The following is a 17,092-nucleotide window of genomic DNA, read 5'->3' as shown; positions in this document are numbered from 1 at the left end:
GAGACAAGTAATGAAAAAGAAATGGGCGCAGGTGTTGCTGGGAACGGCGTTGGCCTTGGCAACAGGCATGTCTGTTGCCAGCAAGTTGCCGGACACCATACGTTTGGTCGTAGGTTATCCGGCCGGAGGAACAGCGGATGCCGTCGCGCGGGTGTATGCCGAGCAATTGCGTGAAAAGCTGGGAGTGAATGTGGTGGTGGATAACCGCGCAGGCGCGGGCGGGCAGGTTGCTGCTCAAGGATTTTTGCGCTCGCCTACCGATGGCTCGGTGCTGTTGGTCGCCAATAATCACATGATGACCACCCTGCCCCTGACCGTAAAAACGGTCAGCTACGATCCAATAAAGGATTTTGCGCCGGTAGCCGTGATCGCCAAGTTCGAACATATCTTTGTGGTGGGTAAAACCACGCCTGCCAATACCTTGCAGGAGTACGTGGAGCTGGTGCGCAAAGAACCGGAAAAGTACGGCCACTATGGCATTCCCGCCCCCGGCAGTGCCCCTCAGTTCATTGGCTACAGCATCGCCAAGAAGAACGATATCCAGATGTCCCCCGTGCCTTATAAAGGGGGTGCCCCTTTGATCAACGACCTGCTGGGTGACCATATACCCGCTGGCGTGGATGCGGTGGGCATGATTACCGAACACGTTGCCGCCGGTTCGGTGCGGGTGCTGGGGATTACCGGCGCGGAACGCCTGCCTATCTTGAAAGACGTGCCCACCTTTGCAGAAATGGGCTATGGCGACCTGAAAGCGTCGGGCTGGATGGGGATTTTTGCCCCGCTGGGCATGGAGCCGGAGATGGTCAAACAGTTCCAGGACGCCTTCAATGAAGTGGCCAAGCTGCCACGCATTGAAAGCGCGATTGTGCCCATCGGCTTCCGACCCGAGTCGGGCGATGCGCAGGAGCTATCGCGCATTGTTCAGAACGACCTGGACACTTGGGGACCCATCATCAAGGAGTCGGGGTATTTGCAGCAGTAAAACTCAAGGATGTGGAAAAACGCCCCGCAAGTTTGAGTGTGGGGCGTTTTTGCTTCTACGTGTAGTTTTCTAACCGCTCTGAACAAGTCGATGTTAGCAAGACCCGGACACGCCCCTGTCAGATTGCGCTTGAGGTGCACGGAATGCATATCCCGAATCCAGCACAAACTTAATTAACCGGCGTACACAACTCCACCACAATGCGCTCCGGTGTTTGCACATAAGACACCACCTGTCCCCAAGGCTTGTCCTGCGGCGGTGCCAGTTCCGTGCCCCCTTCTGCCAGCGCCTTGGCATGAGCGGCAGGTACATCATCGCAGACCAGGGCAACTTCGATGCCCAGCGGCACTTCTGACGCGTGCGGTGACAAATGGCCTTTTGGGTAGTTCATGTAGGCCAGCATTTCCCCCGCAAAGGCCAAGGTGGTTTGGCCGGTTTCCAGCTCGCCGTACAAGCCGGTTTCATGCAGCATTTTGGTGGTCAAGCCAAACGCGCGGTTGAAGTAATCCAGTGCCTGGCCGACGTCGGGAACGTAGATGATGGTGTAGCCAAATTTCATGGTGGGGCTCGGTAGGAAAACGCAGGGCCAGTGCAAAAAAAATCGGCTCCCCGATTGTAGATGGGGAGCCGATTCTTTGATGGCTTAAACAGCCCGGTCAGGGTTTAAAGCTGACCGCGTTTTGTCAGTTCTGCTTTGACACCTGCACCGTAGGCAGGATCTGCCTTGGTGAAGTGACCCAGCTGACGCTCGATGATTTCCTTGGGAACACCGGCCATGGCGTCGGCAATATTGCTGAACAGACGCTGCTTTTCTTCGTCGTTGAACAGGCGGAACAGATTGCCGGGCTGCGAGTAGTAATCATCATCCACGCGGTGATCCCAGTGATCTGCCGGCTGGCCGTCCAGCGCCAGAGGCGGTTCGCTACGGGGAGCCTGTTGCCATTCGCCCTGGCTGTTGGGCTCGTAGTTGATCGTGCCGCCGTTATTGTCGCCAGTACGCATGGCGCCATCGCGGTGGTAGCTGTGGAACGGGCAACGCGGTGCGTTCACTGGCAGCAGCCCGTGGTTCACGCCCAGACGGTAACGCTGGGTGTCGCCGTAGGAAAAGATACGACCTTGCAGCATGCGGTCGGGCGAGTGACCAATGCCGGGCACCAGGTTGGCAGGCGTAAAGGCGGCTTGCTCCACTTGGGCAAAGTAGTTGGTGGGGTTCTCGTTCAACTCCAGCATGCCCACATCGATCAGCGGGAAGTCGCCATGTGGCCAGACTTTGGTCACGTCAAAGGGGTTGATGTGGTAGTTGCGTGCCTGCTCTTCGGTCATGATCTGAATGCGCAGCGCCCAGCGTGGGAAGTTGCCCTTTTCAATGTTTTCGTATAGATCGCGCTGCGAGCTCTCGCGGTCCTGGCCCACGACTTTGGCGGCTTCTTCATTGGTGTAGTTGGCAATGCCCTGCTGGGATTTGAAGTGGAACTTCACCCAGTGGCGCTCGCCCTTGTCGTTGATCAGGCTGTAGGTGTGCGAACCGAAGCCGTGCTGCTGACGAAGGTTACAGGGCAAACCGCGGTCGCTCATCAAGATGGTGACCTGGTGCAAGGACTCGGGCGACAAGGACCAGAAATCCCAGGCGGCGCTCATGTTGCGCAGGTGGCTGCGCGGGTCGCGTTTCTGTGTGTGGATGAAGTCGGGGAACTTCAGTGGATCCCGTATAAAGAAGACAGGAGTGTTATTGCCCACGAGGTCCCAGTTTCCGTCTTCTGTATAGAATTTGAGGGCAAATCCTCGAACGTCGCGTTCTGCATCGGCGGCTCCTGCTTCACCTGCTACGGTGGAAAAACGTAAGAAAACGGGTGTCTTGCTGCCTGGCTTGAAGACCTTGGCCATGCTGTACTTCGTGATGTCGTGCGTGACGGTAAAGGTACCGAAAGCGCCCGAGCCTTTGGCGTGTACGACACGCTCCGGGATGCGTTCTCGGTCAAAGTGAGCCAGCTTCTCCAGCAGCCAATAATCCTGCATCAGGACGGGACCACGAGGGCCTGCCGTCATGGAGTTCTGGTTCTCCTCAACCGGGCGGCCGGCGGCGGTTGTCAGGGTTTTGTTGCTCATTGTGTTTCTCCGTTGAAGCTGACCCGAACCGAGGGGGGCGGGTCGTTTTAAGAAGTTGAGATCAGTCTACTTGCCTTGGTCGAAATAGTTAAATCAAATGATTTTAGTGAACAAATAGCTTTTTGCTATCAAGACGGTTTTCATCCCGATCATAGCGGTAAGTAGAAACGCTGCGCATGAATTTTCTATGAGCAGAATCTGAAAAGTTAATCAATGTTTGTAAATACGGGCCTTTAGCGAGGTTGGGCAGGATCGTGCCGAGTGATCTGGCATGGGTAGCAGGCAAAAAAAAACCCCGCTAAACGTAGCGAGGTTTTTTGTGTCAGAGCGAATTAGCTGTTGGCTGCTTTCGCGCTGTTCTTTTCGATCTGCACCATGATGTAGCGCTGCTGGGCAATGGACAGGATGTTGTTCACGCACCAGTACAGAACCAGACCGGCGGGGAAGAAGAACATCATGCCACCAAAGACCAGAGGCATCAGCATCATGACTTTGGCTTGCATTGGATCAGGCGGGGTGGGGTTCAGCTTGATCTGCAGGAACATGGTACCCATCATGATGGCGGGCAGAATCATCCATGGGTCGCGTGCGGCCAAGTCGTGAATCCACAGAATCCAGGGTGCACCGCGCATCTCGACGCTGCCCAGCAGCACCCAGTACAGCGCAATGAACACAGGGATCTGAACCAGCATGGGTAAACAGCCACCCAGCGGGTTGATCTTCTCGGTGCGGTACATCTCCATCATGGCGGCGTTCAGCTTGGCCTTGTCGTCACCGAACTTCTCGCGCAGGGCTTGCATGCGTGGCGCAAATTGCTTCATCTTGGCCATGGAGCGGTAGCTGGCGGCCGACAGCGGGAAGAACACCAGCTTGATCAGCACGGTCAGCGCCACAATGGCCCAGCCCCAGTTACCCAGCAGGGAATGCAGCCAGGTCAGCAGCTTGAACAGCGGCTTGGAGATGATGGTCAGCCAGCCGTAGTCCACCACCAGATCCAGACCGGCAGCCAGTTGCGACATGGCTTTCTGGTCTTGCGGGCCTACCCACAGGGAGGCGTCCACAGCCTTGCTTTGGCCAGCGGCGATAGAGCCGACCGATTCCAGCGTGCGCACGGCGTACAGATTGTTGCCCAGCTTCAGGATTTCGTTGGTGCGTTGCAGATCCTGGGCAGGAACCCAGGCGGTTGCAAAGTAGTGCTGCACCATGCCGATCCAGCCGTTATCCACGCTGCGCGCGTAGGTGGCCTTGTTCTTGTCGATGTCCGAGAAGGTGATCTTCTGGAATTTGTCGCCGCTGGAGTAAACCACAGGACCGGTAAAGGTGCTGTACAGGCGGGAAGAGTCGGGTGGGTTGTTGCCGTCGCGAGTCAGTTGCAGGTACAGGCGTGGGTCAATCGCGGCGCCGGTATTGTTCTGGATGTCGTGACGAACCTGGATGTCGTAGCGACCCTTGTGCAGCGTGTAGGTCTTGGTGACTTTCACGTCGTCCGAAGTCGCTTCAAACACCACGTCCAGCGTATCGCCCGTCATGCTGCGCTGGCTCGAGACCAGGGTGAACGGGGTCAGGTGGTTGGGCAGGTTCTGGCCAGAGGCACCCACAATACCGGACTGGGCCAGGTAGGTGGAGGCGGGCGAGTTATCCAGCAGCACCATGGGCTGCTCGGGGTTCTCGGGCGAACCGTACTTCAACAGCTCGGCCTTGATCAGCTGGGCACCTTCGGTGCTAAAGCCCAGCTTGTAGACGTCTGTCGTGATGTCGATAGTTTGCGCTGTGGCAGACACCGCGCTGTTGCTCGAAGGCAAGGCAGCAGACGCAGTCGGCTCTTGAGCAGCGGGAACACCACCGTTTGCGGCAGGTTCGTCGGAGGCTGCTGGCGCTTGTGTGGTGGCTGGGGTGGAAGCGAACAGCGATGGTTTGCCGTTGTATTCCTGCCAGTTGTTCCACAGCAGCAGCAGTGCAAAGGAGAAGATCATCCATAGGATGGTGCGTCGGATATCCATAGCGCCTGTATCACATTTATAAAGCTGAGCAAAAGCTTAGCAGTTTAACGTAGCTGGTCAGCAAACAGGGGGTTGCCTTGAAAAACAAGGCGCAGACCAGGACGATTTCAGAAAGTGTTGCGGTCTTCGGGCGTGCGGGCGGGCACAGGATCATGCCCTCCCTTGCACCAGGGATTGCAGCGGCAGATGCGTACACCACCGAGCCATAGCCCTTTGAGCGGGCCATGAATTTCAATGGCCTGCAAGGCATAGTTGGAGCAGCTGGGAGTAAAGCGGCAGTTTCTACCGATCCATGGACTCAGAAAAAACTGGTAAAAGCGGATCGGTGCCGAAGCCAGTTTGCGCATCATGGCCGTACCTTGGAGAACAAGGTGTCGGCCTCGGTGCGAACCAGTTGCTTCAGGGCAGTCAGCGACACCTGGGGTACCTTGCTGTGCAGCCTGAAGACATAGGCGGCATTGGGCAAGCCTTCACGTTTGTGGCGGAAGGTTTCACGCAAGATACGCTTGATGGTGTTGCGGGTGACGGCGCGGTTGGCAAAGCGCTTGGGGACGATCAGTCCCAGACGGGCGCCTTCGGTCTGGTGTGGATCTTCGCCACGAGAGCGAGTGACCACGAACAAAGCCCCGCGACCTACGCGTTGTCCTTTAAGAGACTGTGCGTATTCGGTGGGGCTATGTAAGCGAGCCGTAGCTGGAAAGGAGGCACGCATGATGCGTATCGTGGGAGTCGGGCTTTAGATAATAGATCCATCACCCTGGGCCCCGCATCCCGACATGGCTTATACAGCCAGACGTTTGCGACCTTTAGCGCGACGTGCGTTCAAAACAGCGCGGCCACCGCGAGTTTTCATGCGAACGCGAAAACCGTGGGTACGCTTGCGACGGGTAACAGAGGGTTGGTAGGTGCGTTTCATGGTGTATCCAAAAAAATGAGCCGCCAGAAATCGCAGAAAATCTCCACCCCGACAGCGCAAACGCTTGGGATCTGGCAACAGAAAATCGTGTTAAGCCCGTCATTTCAGCAAATTCTTTCTGTTGTGTCAATTATTTAGCCCGATATTACGCAACTAAATTTGTTAGCCTGTGGATAACTTGGCACAGCTCAGGGTAGAATCGAGGTTTACAGAAGTGATGACCGATGAATGAATTCTGGCAGTCCTGCGTTCAGAAATTGGAGCAGGAGCTTCCCCCCCAACAAATAAGTGCGTGGATACGTCCACTGGTTCCCCTGGACTTCGACAGCGAAGCCGGGGTGTTGCGCGTTTCTGCTCCTAATCGTTTCAAACTGGATTGGGTCCGCAAGAATTTCGCCACTCGCATAGAGGAACTGGCTTCGGATTTCTACGAATGTCCCGTAACGGTTCAGTTCGAGCTGCCCTCGGCCAGCGCGGCGCCTCGTCGCGCCCTGGCCGATCGTGCCGCTCCTGCGCCTGCAGGCAGCCCCGCCGGTGAAAACCTGGCCCCTCCTGTTGCCAACCCGGCCATGACGGCGGTGGTGGATGCGGTACAGGATCGTTCGCGCCTGAACGCCGAACTGACTTTCGACAACTTCGTGACGGGTAAAGCCAACCAGCTGGCACGCGCAGCGGCCTTGCAGGTGGCCGAGAACCCCGGTGTCTCCTATAACCCACTCTTTCTGTATGGCGGTGTGGGTTTGGGCAAGACCCACCTGATTCACGCGATCGGCAATGCGCTGGTCGCCAATGGCAATGGTGTGCGGGTACGTTACGTCCATGCCGACCAATACGTGTCGGACGTGGTCAAGGCATACCAGCGCAAGGCGTTTGACGAGTTCAAGCGCTACTACCATTCGCTGGACTTGCTGCTGATTGACGATATTCAGTTTTTCGCCGGCAAGAACCGTACGCAGGAAGAGTTTTTCTACGCCTTTGAAGCGATGGTGGCTCAGCGCAAGCAGATCATCATCACCTCGGATACCTATCCCAAAGAGCTGGCCAATATTGATAGCCGCCTGATCTCGCGCTTTGACTCCGGCCTGACCGTGGCCATCGAGCCGCCCGAGCTGGAAATGCGCGTGGCAATCTTGTTGCGCAAGGCTCAGGCCGAAGGCATTGCCATGCCCGAAGAAGTGGCCTTCTTCATTGCCAAGCATCTGCGCAGCAACGTGCGCGAGCTGGAAGGGGCGCTGCGCAAGGTTTCGGCCTACGCGCGTTTCCATGGCCGCGATGTCTTGACGGTGGAAGTGTGCAAGGATGCACTGAAGGATTTGCTGTCGGTCTCCAATGGGCAGATCACAGTGGAAAATATTCAGAAAACCGTGGCCGATTTTTATAAAATCAAGGTCGCGGATATGTACTCCAAGCGCCGCCCCGCCAATATCGCCATGCCGCGCCAGGTGGCCATGTATCTGGCCAAGGAACTGACCCAAAAGAGTTTGCCGGAAATTGGCGATCTTTTCGGTGGTAGGGACCACACTACGGTGCTGCACGCGGTGCGTAAAATCTCGGATGCACGCACCAAGCAAGCCGAACTGAATCACGCATTACACGTACTGGAACAAACTCTCAAAGGATGACCATGCAACTCGTTCAAGCTACTCGCGACGCATTGCTAAAGCCCTTATCCACAGTAGTTGGCATTGTGGAGCGCCGCCATACTTTGCCGATTCTGGCCAACATCCTGCTGCGTAAAAACGGCTCTGATGTCTCTTTCCTGGCAACCGACCTGGAAGTGCAGATCACCACCAATGCCGACTTTGGCGTGGGTGAGGACAATGCAGCCACCACGGTGGCGGCCCGCAAGCTGCTGGACATTCTGAAAGCCCTGCCCGACTTTGGCGATGTGCGCCTGGGCCTGGACAGCGGCAAGCTGACCATCCAGTCCGGCAAGAGCCGCTTTCAGTTGCAGACTCTGGAAGCCGCTGATTTTCCAGTGCTGAACCTGCCAGAGCAGTGGGACGTGTCCTTGAGCATGCCCCAGCGCACTTTGAAGCACCTGTTCAATACGGTGCACTTTGCCATGGCGCAGCAAGACATTCGCTACTACCTGAACGGTATGTTGCTGGTGTTTGAACCCGGCCTGGTACGTACGGTTACCACGGACGGTCACCGTCTGGCTCATAATGCCACCGCAATTGACGGCGTGCAGGAACGTCACGACATCATCGTGCCGCGCAAGACGGTGCTGGAAATGCAGCGTTTGCTGGGCGATACCGACGATCTGGTCAACATTGATGTGTCCAGCCGTCAGATTCGTTTCCGCTTTGGCGATGTGGAGTTGGTCTCCAAACTGGTTGAAGGCAAATTCCCCGACTTTGCTCGTGTGATTCCTTCCAACTACACCCGCCACTTCGATGTCAGCCGTGAAGTGCTGCAAGGCAGTTTGCAACGTGCTGCCATTCTGACCACCGACAAACTGCGTGGCGTGCGACTGCAACTGTCGCAAAACCAGCTGAAGATTTCTGCTTCCAACGCTGAACAGGAAGAAGCCGTCGAAGAGCTGGATATTGATTATGAACACGAAAGTCTGGACGTTGGCTTTAACGTCAGCTACCTGCTCGATGTGTTGGCCAGCATCAAGGACGAAACCGTCCGCTGGTCTGTGCAGCCCGATGCCAACGCCTCTGTGTTGATGACGCTGCCCGAGCAAGAAGACTTCAAGTACGTGGTCATGCCGATGCGCATTTAATGCAGCATGTTTGACCGGTATGGCCCGCCGGGCCATACCCGCTTGAAGCAGACAGGCTATTACAAGGTTTTATGCTATGACCGATCAAACCACGACCACCCAGCCAGCCGATTACGGCGCTGATTCCATCAAAATGCTCAAAGGCCTGGAGGCCGTGCGCAAGCGTCCAGGCATGTACATCGGGGACACCTCCGATGGCACCGGCCTGCACCACATGGTTTTCGAGGTGGTGGATAACGCGATTGATGAGGCCTTGGCCGGTCATTGCGACGATATCGTCGTCACCATCCACTCCGACAACAGCATTTCGGTGTGCGATAACGGCCGCGGTATTCCAACCGATATCCACAAGGACGACGAACACCAGCGCAGCGCCGCTGAAATCGTCATGACCGAACTGCACGCCGGCGGTAAATTCGACCAGAACTCCTACAAGGTGTCTGGCGGTTTGCACGGTGTGGGTGTGTCTTGTGTGAACGCCCTGTCCGAATGGCTGTTGCTGACCATCTGGCGCAATGGCAACGAACACCAGGTCGAGTTCCGCCGTGGCGAGCGCACTGCGCCCCTGGCGGTGACCGGTCCTGCAGAAGGCCGCACGGGTACTTGCGTGCGTTACCTGGCCGACGTGGAAATTTTCAGCAATATCGAATACCACCACGAGATCCTGGCCAAGCGCCTGCGCGAGCTGTCCTTCCTGAACAATGGCGTGAAGATTCGCCTGGTTGACGAGATTCAGGGCAAGGAAGAAGACTTTGCCTTCCTGGGCGGCGTCAAAGGCTTTGTGGACTTCATCAACCGCAACAAGACCCCGCTGCACCCTAACGTGTTCAGCGTGGCAACCGAGTCCAATGCTGGCGGTACGCCAGTATCGGTTGAAGTGGCCATGCAGTGGAATGATAGCTACGCTGAAACCGTGCTGTGTTTCACCAACAATATTCCCCAGCGCGACGGTGGTTCCCACCTGACCGGTCTGCGTGCGGCCATGACCCGCGTGCTGAACAAGTACATTGCCGACAACGAACTGGCCAAGAAAGCCAAGGTCGACACCTCCGGTGACGACATGCGCGAAGGCCTGGTCTGCGTGCTGTCGGTGAAGGTGCCCGAGCCCAAGTTCAGCAGCCAGACCAAAGACAAGCTGGTGTCCAGCGAAGTGCGTCCCGCCGTGGAAGAAGCCGTTGCCCGCACCCTGGAAACTTGGCTGTTGGAAAATCCGAACGACGCCAAGGCCTTGTGCGGCAAGATCGTGGAAGCAGCCCGTGCCCGTGAAGCGGCCCGTAAAGCCCGCGAAATGACCCGTCGCAAGAGCGTGCTGGAAGGCGCTGGCCTGCCCGGCAAGCTGGCCGACTGTCAGGAAAAAGACCCGGCCCTGTGCGAACTGTACATTGTGGAGGGTGACTCCGCAGGCGGCTCGGCCAAGCAAGGCCGAGACCGTAAATTCCAGGCCATTCTGCCGTTGCGCGGCAAGGTGCTGAACGTAGAAAAAGCCCGTTTCGATCGTCTGATTTCCAGCGAGCAGATCACCACCCTGATCACCGCCCTGGGTACCAGCATCGGCCCGGACTTTGATATCGACAAGCTGCGTTACCACCGCATCATCATCATGACTGACGCGGACGTGGACGGTGCTCACATTCGTACCCTGCTGCTGACACTGCTGTACCGTCAGATGCCCGAGCTGATCGAGCGTGGCTATGTGTACATCGCGCAGCCGCCCTTGTTCAAGGTTAAGGTTGGGCGTGAAGAGATGTACCTGAAGGACGAGGCCGAGGAAGCGGAATTCATGTTGAAGCTGGCCCTGCGCGATGCAGTGCTGACGCCATCTGAAGGTGCAGCTCCCATCACAGGCGAAGCCTTGTCCGACTACGCTCATCGCTACGTGAAGGCCAAGGCCGTGATTGAGCGCCTGTCGCGTCATATGGACGGCGATGCCCTGTCAGCATTGGCTGAAGGCGTGAAGTTGAACTTGGACTCGCAGGAAGCCGCCGAACAGACTGCTAAGGATTTGGAGAAGGCCCTGTTCGACGAAGCTGCCCCCACCGTCGTCAAAGTCTTTGCCGCCTTTGATGAAGGGAGCGAGTCCTGGCGTGTGGTGGTGCAGCGTCTGCACCATGGCAACATCCGTGTCACGGTGTTTGACCGCAACTTCGTGCGTGGTGGCGATCACCAAACTCTGGCCCGCGCTGGCGAGACCTTTGCCGGTCTGATCGGTGATGGCGCCATGGTGGCTCGTGGTGAAGGCGAGAAGCGTCGTGAGACCGCCGTGGATGACTTCCGTGAAGTCATGCAATGGCTGTTGACCGAAGCCGAACGCGGGCTTAGCAAGCAGCGCTACAAAGGTCTGGGTGAGATGAACCCCAGCCAGCTATGGGAAACGACCATGGACCCCACTGTACGTCGTTTGCTGCGTGTGCAGATTGCTGATGCTATCGATGCGGATCAGATCTTCACCACGCTGATGGGTGATCACGTTGAGCCACGTCGTGCCTTTATCGAGTCCCATGCCTTGCAGGCGGGGAACCTGGATATTTAAGGCTGTCGGTGTTCACAGTTCCTGAAAGCTGTTCGGTTTGATGAAAACTGATCTCAGAAATTTGTGGAAAACCTCGCAGTGATGCGGATAAGAAAAATGGGCTCCGGCGTTCCTGCTGGGGCTCATTTTTTTGGTGATGACTGATGAGCTCTGAGTCTTAAAGATTCAGCGTCTTTGGGCAGGCTCAATTAATTTTTGTCAGTAGACACGGACTGATCAATTGCCTGGTGGGTTGGTGGCAATGACGTCACGCGCCAGGAATGGAAAGGTGCGGAATCAAGCTGATGTGGTCTACTTGCAGTGATACACCCTGCTTCAGAACGAACTAAAAGAAGAGGCGTGGGGATCTGATGGTGGCACCTGACGTCGGCCTTGCAAGGCCTCTTGATCGATCGTAAAGACGCTGTAAATTATTCAATAATTCTTTGTTTGGAAATGGAATGCGACTGGACAAGTTTCTTGGTGAGAGCACGGATCTGAGTCGCTCAGATGCGCGTAAAGTGCTTAAAAGCGGAGAAATCACCGTCAATGGCGAGGTAGTGACCAAAGGCACTCACGTTGTACAAGAGGGTGATGTAGTGTGCTGGGATGATGAGCCGCTTGCCCTGATTGGCCTGCGTTACATCATGCTCAACAAGCCCGCCGGTTACGAGTGCAGCCTAAAAAATAGTGCTTACCCGTCTGTGATGATGCTGATCGATGTAGAAAAGCGCGAGCGCTTGCACACCGTCGGTCGATTGGATGTGGATACCACCGGGCTGATTTTGATTACGGATGATGGCCAGTGGACGCATCGTATTATTTCGCCCCGCCATCAATGCGATAAGGTCTACGTGGCGACCTTGGCAGAGCCTTTGCCTGATAATGCAGAAGAACTGTTCAAGGCCGGTATCTTGTTGAATGGCGAGGACAAGCCGACGCTGCCAGCCGTGCTGGAACGCATTGATGAACGTACCGCAAGGCTGACCATCCAGGAAGGGAAATACCATCAGGTGAAGCGTATGTTTGCTTCCCTGGGGAATCTGGTTCAGACCTTGCATCGCGAGCGTATAGGCTCCCTGTCCTTGGACGACAGCCTGGAGCCAGGCGAGTCGCGCTACTTAACGCCTGCCGAGGTGCAGCAGTTTGTAGAAGAGGGCTGAACTCCTGGCCCTTGGTTCTGGTTTTGATAAGTCAAAGGTGTATCAAGGCCAAGGCTTTGATGTCCTGACGTTGGGAAACCAGTCAAAAAAAGCGCTCAAACAGAATGTGTTTGAGCGCTTTTTTGTACCTGCTCAATCATCAAAGGGTCTGGTGGCGCGGTGTCCTGCCTTATTTAAGCGCCTTGCGCATGATGCTGGTGTTGTGTTCATAACCCAGTTGCTCATACAGAGCGATAGCGCCCCGATTATTGCTCAAGACTCCCAGCTCGATGTAGTCCAGTCCACGCACTTGTGCCCACTCCTGGGCGGTCTGCATCAGCAGTTTGCCCAGTCCCATGCCTCGTGCCGATTCCGTCACGACAAGATCAATCACATAGGCAAAGTCATGCGGCGTGATGCAGTTGTACGGCGGGGTCTTTTGCTGCTGAACAATAATAAAACCCAGCGCCTGATCGTCCTTCTCGGCCACAAACAAGGCTGCCTGGTCCGACTCGATCATGGACTGGATAAAGCCCTCGTCCTGCCGTGCTTGCAGGTAGTAGTGCGGCTGCAAATGATGCATGTGGGCGAATAGCTCGGCGTACATATCTCCAATCTTGCCAATGTCAGCAAGTTGGGCGGGACGTAGGGTGGGCATGGTTCGGGCTTGTGATAAGTAGGAAAAGACAGAAGTGCTTCAATGCTAGGTCGACAAGAAAAGAGGGGCAAGTCTTATGGTCATGAATATCCTCGTAAGGGCCAAGGCTAATTAACGTTGTTCCTGTACTGCTTGCCCTCGGGGTGGCGTTTGACAGCGTGGTCTTTGTAGCCATCTTTAGAGCGTTGATTTAGCATAGTGCTTGTTTTATACGAATCTACTTAGCGTGAAATTGACCATGACTGAAAGTGCGACCGATGCCCGTCGTGTTTACAAGGCCGCCTGCCATTGCGGTACGGTTCGTTTTATGGTGAAGTTAAGTGATGGGTTGCGTTCCGCACGTCGCTGTAATTGCTCTTATTGTCGTATGCGAGGTGCTGTGGCGGTATCGGCCGATTTGGCGGATATTCAGGTCGAGCAAGGTCAGGATGCGCTGACGCTTTATCAGTTCAACACGGCGCAGGCCGAGCATTTTTTCTGTTCGCATTGCGGCATTTACACCTTTCATCAGCGTCGCTCGAATCCTGAGCAATACGGTGTCAATGTTGCCTGCATTGAAGGTATGAGTCCTTTTGATTTTGCAGAGGTGCCTGTCAATGAAGGGCGCAGTCACCCTAAGGATCGTCCGGGCGGTGGCAGCCTGATCGCAGGGTGGTTACGCTATGAGGCCAACCCAGACTTGCCCGAGGGCTGATCACCCACCCCTACCTGTGCGGGTGTTTCGTCACGGCATAGGTCTTTCAGGCCGCAGGCAAATCCACCTGCTGCCTACGCAAGAAATACGAAGCCTCCGCCAGTTTCAGGAACCCCACCATCTCATTACGCGCATACTCCGGATCCCCGCTGGTCAGGGCCTTGCCCAGCTTTTCCAGCGCCTCTACCGTGACCTGATAGTTATCGGTATCGCTGGTATTGGCAAAGCGCACCTGGTTGGCGTGGTCGGCGGACATGGCGATGGCGTCCAGCAGGCGCTCGTTGTGTACGCATTGCAGCCAGGCTTGGCGAAAGCTGGCGTTGGCACTGAACATTAGCGCTGCGTCTTTGTGCACCATGGCCACTTTGGCCAGATCAATGGCTTTGCTAAGACCGGCATGGAGCTGATCGCGGTCGGCAATGTTGACGGCCAGTGCGGCAGCAGCCGGCTCCAGAATGCGGCGTAACTCAAAGATGTCGCGCACCATGGCGTCGGTCAGCACCGGGACCTGAAACCCCCGTGTGGTGCTGTTCAATAAACCTTCGTTGACCAGTCGCAGCAGGGCCTGGCGCACGGGCATGCGGGTGCAGCCAAAGCGCTCGGCCAATTCGTAATCCAGCAGGCGGTCGCCGGGGTGCCAGTCGCCTGCATTCAAACGCTTGCGGGTGTCCCGGTAAATGGTGTCTACCAGCGTTTCCGCCTTGCTTGCCTGTGTGGATTTACCAGTCGAAGTCGCCATACGAAACCGATCAGAAAAGAATGGATGATTGTATCGTACAGACCCTGCTGCGCTGATCGGGTTTGTGCTTAGAGCATGTACCCGGCTTGTGGTCGGTTTGTGGCCGACTTGTATCAGGTTTATGCCCGGCCTTTGTCTAAAACTTGGTTCGTATTCCCACCCTTAACAAGGTCTGGTTACGCCCCGTGGAGCTGGGCATGCTGATCACGTTGGCCGTTGCGCCCTCGCCTTGCGCGTGCTGGATGATGGCCTGGGTATAGATATCCGTACGCTTGGACAGGAAGTAGTCGGCCGTCAGGTTTAGTTGGTGGTATTTGTTCGATCCCAGGGTGGTCAGCCCATAGCCCGGTCCCAGTACCAGATTGGGTGCCGCGCGCCAGGCAAAACCCAGCTGATAGTTGCGGAAGGTATGGTTCTTTTGCTGGCCATCGGGAGCCACGTACAGGGCTTGTGAAAACACACCGTAGATAGTCACTTTATCGAAGGCGTAGTTTGCTCCTATGCCCCAGTCGCGCAGGTAACGGCCACCAACTCGATTGGGTGCACCACCGCCGGTCAGCGGGCTGATGTCCAGGCTGGCTTCCTGCACTTCGGTATAAGCGGCACCGGTCGCAAAGTTGCCGTTCTTGTAGTTGGCCGTAAAGCTGATGGTGCGCCCGGTTTGTGCCTGCCCTTCGCGTCGTTCCGGGAAGCCGTACATGGCACCCAGTTCAACACCGGCAAAGGAAGGCGTTACGTATTTCACCGATTGATTGACCCGCTGGCCGCTCATGCGGTCGTTGTCCAGAGGGCTATTGGAATAGCCGCCTGCCGACCAGGTGGGGGTGTAGAACGCCTGCAAGGTGTCGGTGAAGAAATCGTATTGTCTGCCCAGCTTGATGCTGCCCAGATAATCGTATTTCAGGCCCACCCAGGCTTGTCGGCCCCACAGGGCGCCGCCTTGCCCTGCTTCCCCAGTCGCCACGGAAAAGCCGTTTTCCAGTTGAAAGATGGCGGTCAAACCATTGCCCATCGACTCGGAACCACGCAGACCCAATCGGTTGCCTTGCATGACACCGGTATCCAGCGTGGTTTTGGAGGGGCCGTTGGCATTGCTGATCCAGGTCAGGCCCGCATCCAGAACGCCGTACAAGGTGACGTTGTCGCCTGTTTGCGCCGTGGCGCTGGAGCAGGCGATCAGCGTGGCCAGTCCAACACAGCCAGCCAAAGCGATTTTTACGTGACGGCGCATCATTGGGCACCGCCTTTGCTGGGGACAGCGTGTAATTTAGCGGCCTGATCCAGGGCGTTTTGCTGGTGGGCAGATGGCAGGGCAAAGACGCACAAGCCACCCAGCACGGCCAGACCGGCAATGGTCAATACAGCGGTGCTGGTGCTGCCGCTCATTTCTTGTGCCAGACCCATGGCGTAGGGGCCAAATAAACCGCCCAAGGCTGCTACTGCATTGATCAGGGCATAGCCGGTTGCAGCGGCGCGGCCACTCATGAAATTACCGCCCAAGGCCCAGACCAGGGGTGTGCCGCCAATGAACATGGCCGTGGCGATGATGACGCCAATAATGCGCACGGTCGGGTCCGGTGCCAGGGCAGTCATCAGCAGGCCGATAGCACCGCCTGCGCAGGCAATGGCCAAGTGCCAGCGACGTTCCCCAAAGTAGTCGGAAGAGCGGCCCAGAATCAGCATGGCCAGGGCAGATGCGGCATAGGGCAAGGCGGCAATATAGCCAATGTGGGTCAGGTTCTTGATACCGGCTTCCTGAATGATGGTGGGTGTCCAGAAGATCACCGCATAAATGCCCAGGTTCAGGGATAGCAGCACGCAGGCCAGCCACCACACATTGGGTTTGCCCAGCACTTCAGCAATTTTGTCCTTGCGCGGCAGCTCGCGTTGCGCGTCCTGGTTCAGGGTGTGCAGCAAGGTTTTTTCTTCCTGGTTCAACCATTTGGCGTCTTCAGGACGGTTGGGCAAGGTCGCCCATAGCAAGGCCGCTACAAAGACAGCGGGCAGCCCCTGCAAGAGGAATAGCCATTGCCAGTTATGCAGGTGCTGGGACTCCGAAAACACATCCATGATCCAGCCCGAGAGCGGGCCCACGATCATGCCGCCCGCAGCAGCGGCAGTAACCAAGGTCGCCATGACGCGGCCCTGGCGTTGTGGGGGGAACCATTGCGCCAGGTAATACACCACGCCAGGCAGAAAGCCGGCTTCCGCCACTCCCAACAGGAAGCGGACGATATAGAACTGTGTGGGGGTGGTGACGAACATGGTCAGCACGGACAGGATGCCCCAGGTGACCATGATGCGTGTCAGCCAGGCGCGGGCACCAAAGCGGTACAGCAAGAGGTTGCTGGGGATCTCGAACAACAAAAAACCCACAAAGAAGATGCCTGAACCCAGGCCATAGACCTCGGCTGAAAAATTCAGGTCTTGCAGCATTTGCAGCTTGGCAAAGCCCACGTTGACGCGGTCGATGTAGGCCACGATGTAGCTGATGAACAAAATGGGCATCAGCCGCCAGAGGATTTTGCCGAAAAGCAGATCCTCGGCCTTGGAGGGGACCGGGTCTGCGGGGCGCGATTGTTGTCTCATGATAGTCCTTATTGGTAATCGCA

Annotated in this window: 16 protein-coding genes; 6 read left to right on the top strand and 10 right to left on the bottom strand. The window is 56.5% G+C overall.

Features of this window, described 5'->3' with window-relative positions:
* Positions 1-10 precede the first annotated feature (10 nt).
* A complete protein-coding gene (locus MID00_RS08010) occupies positions 11-982 on the top strand; it encodes a tripartite tricarboxylate transporter substrate-binding protein (protein ID WP_254500147.1) in 972 nt (323 codons plus the stop codon).
* 169 nt (positions 983-1,151) lie between these two features.
* Here the strand turns inward: MID00_RS08010 and MID00_RS08005 are convergent, their stop codons facing one another.
* From MID00_RS08005 to rpmH, 6 genes are all read right to left on the bottom strand, one after another.
* Positions 1,152-1,541 carry a VOC family protein gene (locus MID00_RS08005; protein ID WP_250756358.1) on the bottom strand — a complete coding sequence of 130 codons (390 nt, stop codon included), beginning with the start codon at positions 1,539-1,541 and terminating at the stop codon, positions 1,152-1,154.
* Positions 1,542-1,645: 104 nt separating this feature from the next.
* Positions 1,646-3,088 (bottom strand): catalase, encoded by a 1,443-nt coding sequence (locus tag MID00_RS08000; RefSeq protein ID WP_254500146.1) that lies wholly within the window; start codon positions 3,086-3,088, stop codon positions 1,646-1,648.
* Positions 3,089-3,420: 332 nt separating this feature from the next.
* Entirely contained in the window at positions 3,421-5,088 is a 1,668-nt protein-coding gene (gene yidC / locus MID00_RS07995; RefSeq protein ID WP_254500145.1) for a membrane protein insertase YidC, read from the bottom strand.
* 107 nt (positions 5,089-5,195) lie between these two features.
* Positions 5,196-5,438 (bottom strand): membrane protein insertion efficiency factor YidD, encoded by a 243-nt coding sequence (yidD, locus tag MID00_RS07990; protein WP_021447161.1) that lies wholly within the window; start codon positions 5,436-5,438, stop codon positions 5,196-5,198.
* Complete coding sequence (rnpA, locus tag MID00_RS07985) at positions 5,435-5,803, bottom strand: ribonuclease P protein component (protein ID WP_026483983.1); 369 nt, start codon at positions 5,801-5,803, stop codon at positions 5,435-5,437. Before rnpA ends, yidD begins: the two co-directional genes overlap by 4 nt.
* 66 nt (positions 5,804-5,869) lie before the next feature.
* Positions 5,870-6,004: a 50S ribosomal protein L34 gene (rpmH, locus tag MID00_RS07980; protein ID WP_003800771.1), complete on the bottom strand. Its 135-nt coding sequence runs from the start codon at positions 6,002-6,004 to the stop codon at positions 5,870-5,872.
* 224 nt (positions 6,005-6,228) lie between these two features.
* Between rpmH and dnaA the strand changes: the two genes are divergently transcribed.
* From dnaA to MID00_RS07960, 4 genes are all read left to right on the top strand, one after another.
* The gene (dnaA, locus tag MID00_RS07975; RefSeq protein ID WP_009461437.1) at positions 6,229-7,626 is read left to right on the top strand and encodes a chromosomal replication initiator protein DnaA; all 1,398 of its coding nucleotides are present in this window, start codon (positions 6,229-6,231) and stop codon (positions 7,624-7,626) included.
* A gap of 2 nt (positions 7,627-7,628) precedes the next feature.
* Positions 7,629-8,738: a DNA polymerase III subunit beta gene (gene dnaN, locus MID00_RS07970; protein WP_009461439.1), complete on the top strand. Its 1,110-nt coding sequence runs from the start codon at positions 7,629-7,631 to the stop codon at positions 8,736-8,738.
* 76 nt (positions 8,739-8,814) lie between these two features.
* Positions 8,815-11,268 carry a DNA topoisomerase (ATP-hydrolyzing) subunit B gene (gyrB, locus tag MID00_RS07965; RefSeq protein WP_009461441.1) on the top strand — a complete coding sequence of 818 codons (2,454 nt, stop codon included), beginning with the start codon at positions 8,815-8,817 and terminating at the stop codon, positions 11,266-11,268.
* Between the two features lie 440 nt (positions 11,269-11,708).
* Positions 11,709-12,410: a pseudouridine synthase gene (locus tag MID00_RS07960; protein WP_009461443.1), complete on the top strand. Its 702-nt coding sequence runs from the start codon at positions 11,709-11,711 to the stop codon at positions 12,408-12,410.
* Positions 12,411-12,579: 169 nt separating this feature from the next.
* Here the strand turns inward: MID00_RS07960 and MID00_RS07955 are convergent, their stop codons facing one another.
* Positions 12,580-13,047, bottom strand: coding sequence for a GNAT family N-acetyltransferase (locus MID00_RS07955; RefSeq protein WP_254500144.1), 468 nt, complete (start codon positions 13,045-13,047; stop codon positions 12,580-12,582).
* Positions 13,048-13,285: 238 nt separating this feature from the next.
* On the opposite strand from MID00_RS07955, the gene MID00_RS07950 reads away from it, so the two are divergent.
* Complete coding sequence (locus tag MID00_RS07950) at positions 13,286-13,741, top strand: GFA family protein (protein ID WP_254500143.1); 456 nt, start codon at positions 13,286-13,288, stop codon at positions 13,739-13,741.
* A 46-nt stretch (positions 13,742-13,787) separates the two neighbouring features.
* Here the strand turns inward: MID00_RS07950 and MID00_RS07945 are convergent, their stop codons facing one another.
* From MID00_RS07945 to MID00_RS07935, 3 genes are all read right to left on the bottom strand, one after another.
* The gene (locus tag MID00_RS07945; RefSeq protein WP_254500142.1) at positions 13,788-14,480 is read right to left on the bottom strand and encodes a GntR family transcriptional regulator; all 693 of its coding nucleotides are present in this window, start codon (positions 14,478-14,480) and stop codon (positions 13,788-13,790) included.
* A 136-nt stretch (positions 14,481-14,616) separates the two neighbouring features.
* Positions 14,617-15,714, bottom strand: coding sequence for a porin (locus MID00_RS07940; protein ID WP_254500141.1), 1,098 nt, complete (start codon positions 15,712-15,714; stop codon positions 14,617-14,619).
* Positions 15,711-17,069: an MFS transporter gene (locus MID00_RS07935; protein ID WP_254500140.1), complete on the bottom strand. Its 1,359-nt coding sequence runs from the start codon at positions 17,067-17,069 to the stop codon at positions 15,711-15,713. The genes MID00_RS07940 and MID00_RS07935 overlap by 4 nt, the downstream gene beginning before the upstream one ends.
* Between the last annotated feature and the right edge of the window lie 23 nt (positions 17,070-17,092).

It is taken from the genome of Alcaligenes sp. NLF5-7, from assembly GCF_024266725.1.
Taxonomy (GTDB): Bacteria; Pseudomonadota; Gammaproteobacteria; order Burkholderiales; family Burkholderiaceae_B; genus Alcaligenes; species Alcaligenes phenolicus.
This window is presented reverse-complemented; position numbering and strand designations above follow the sequence as displayed.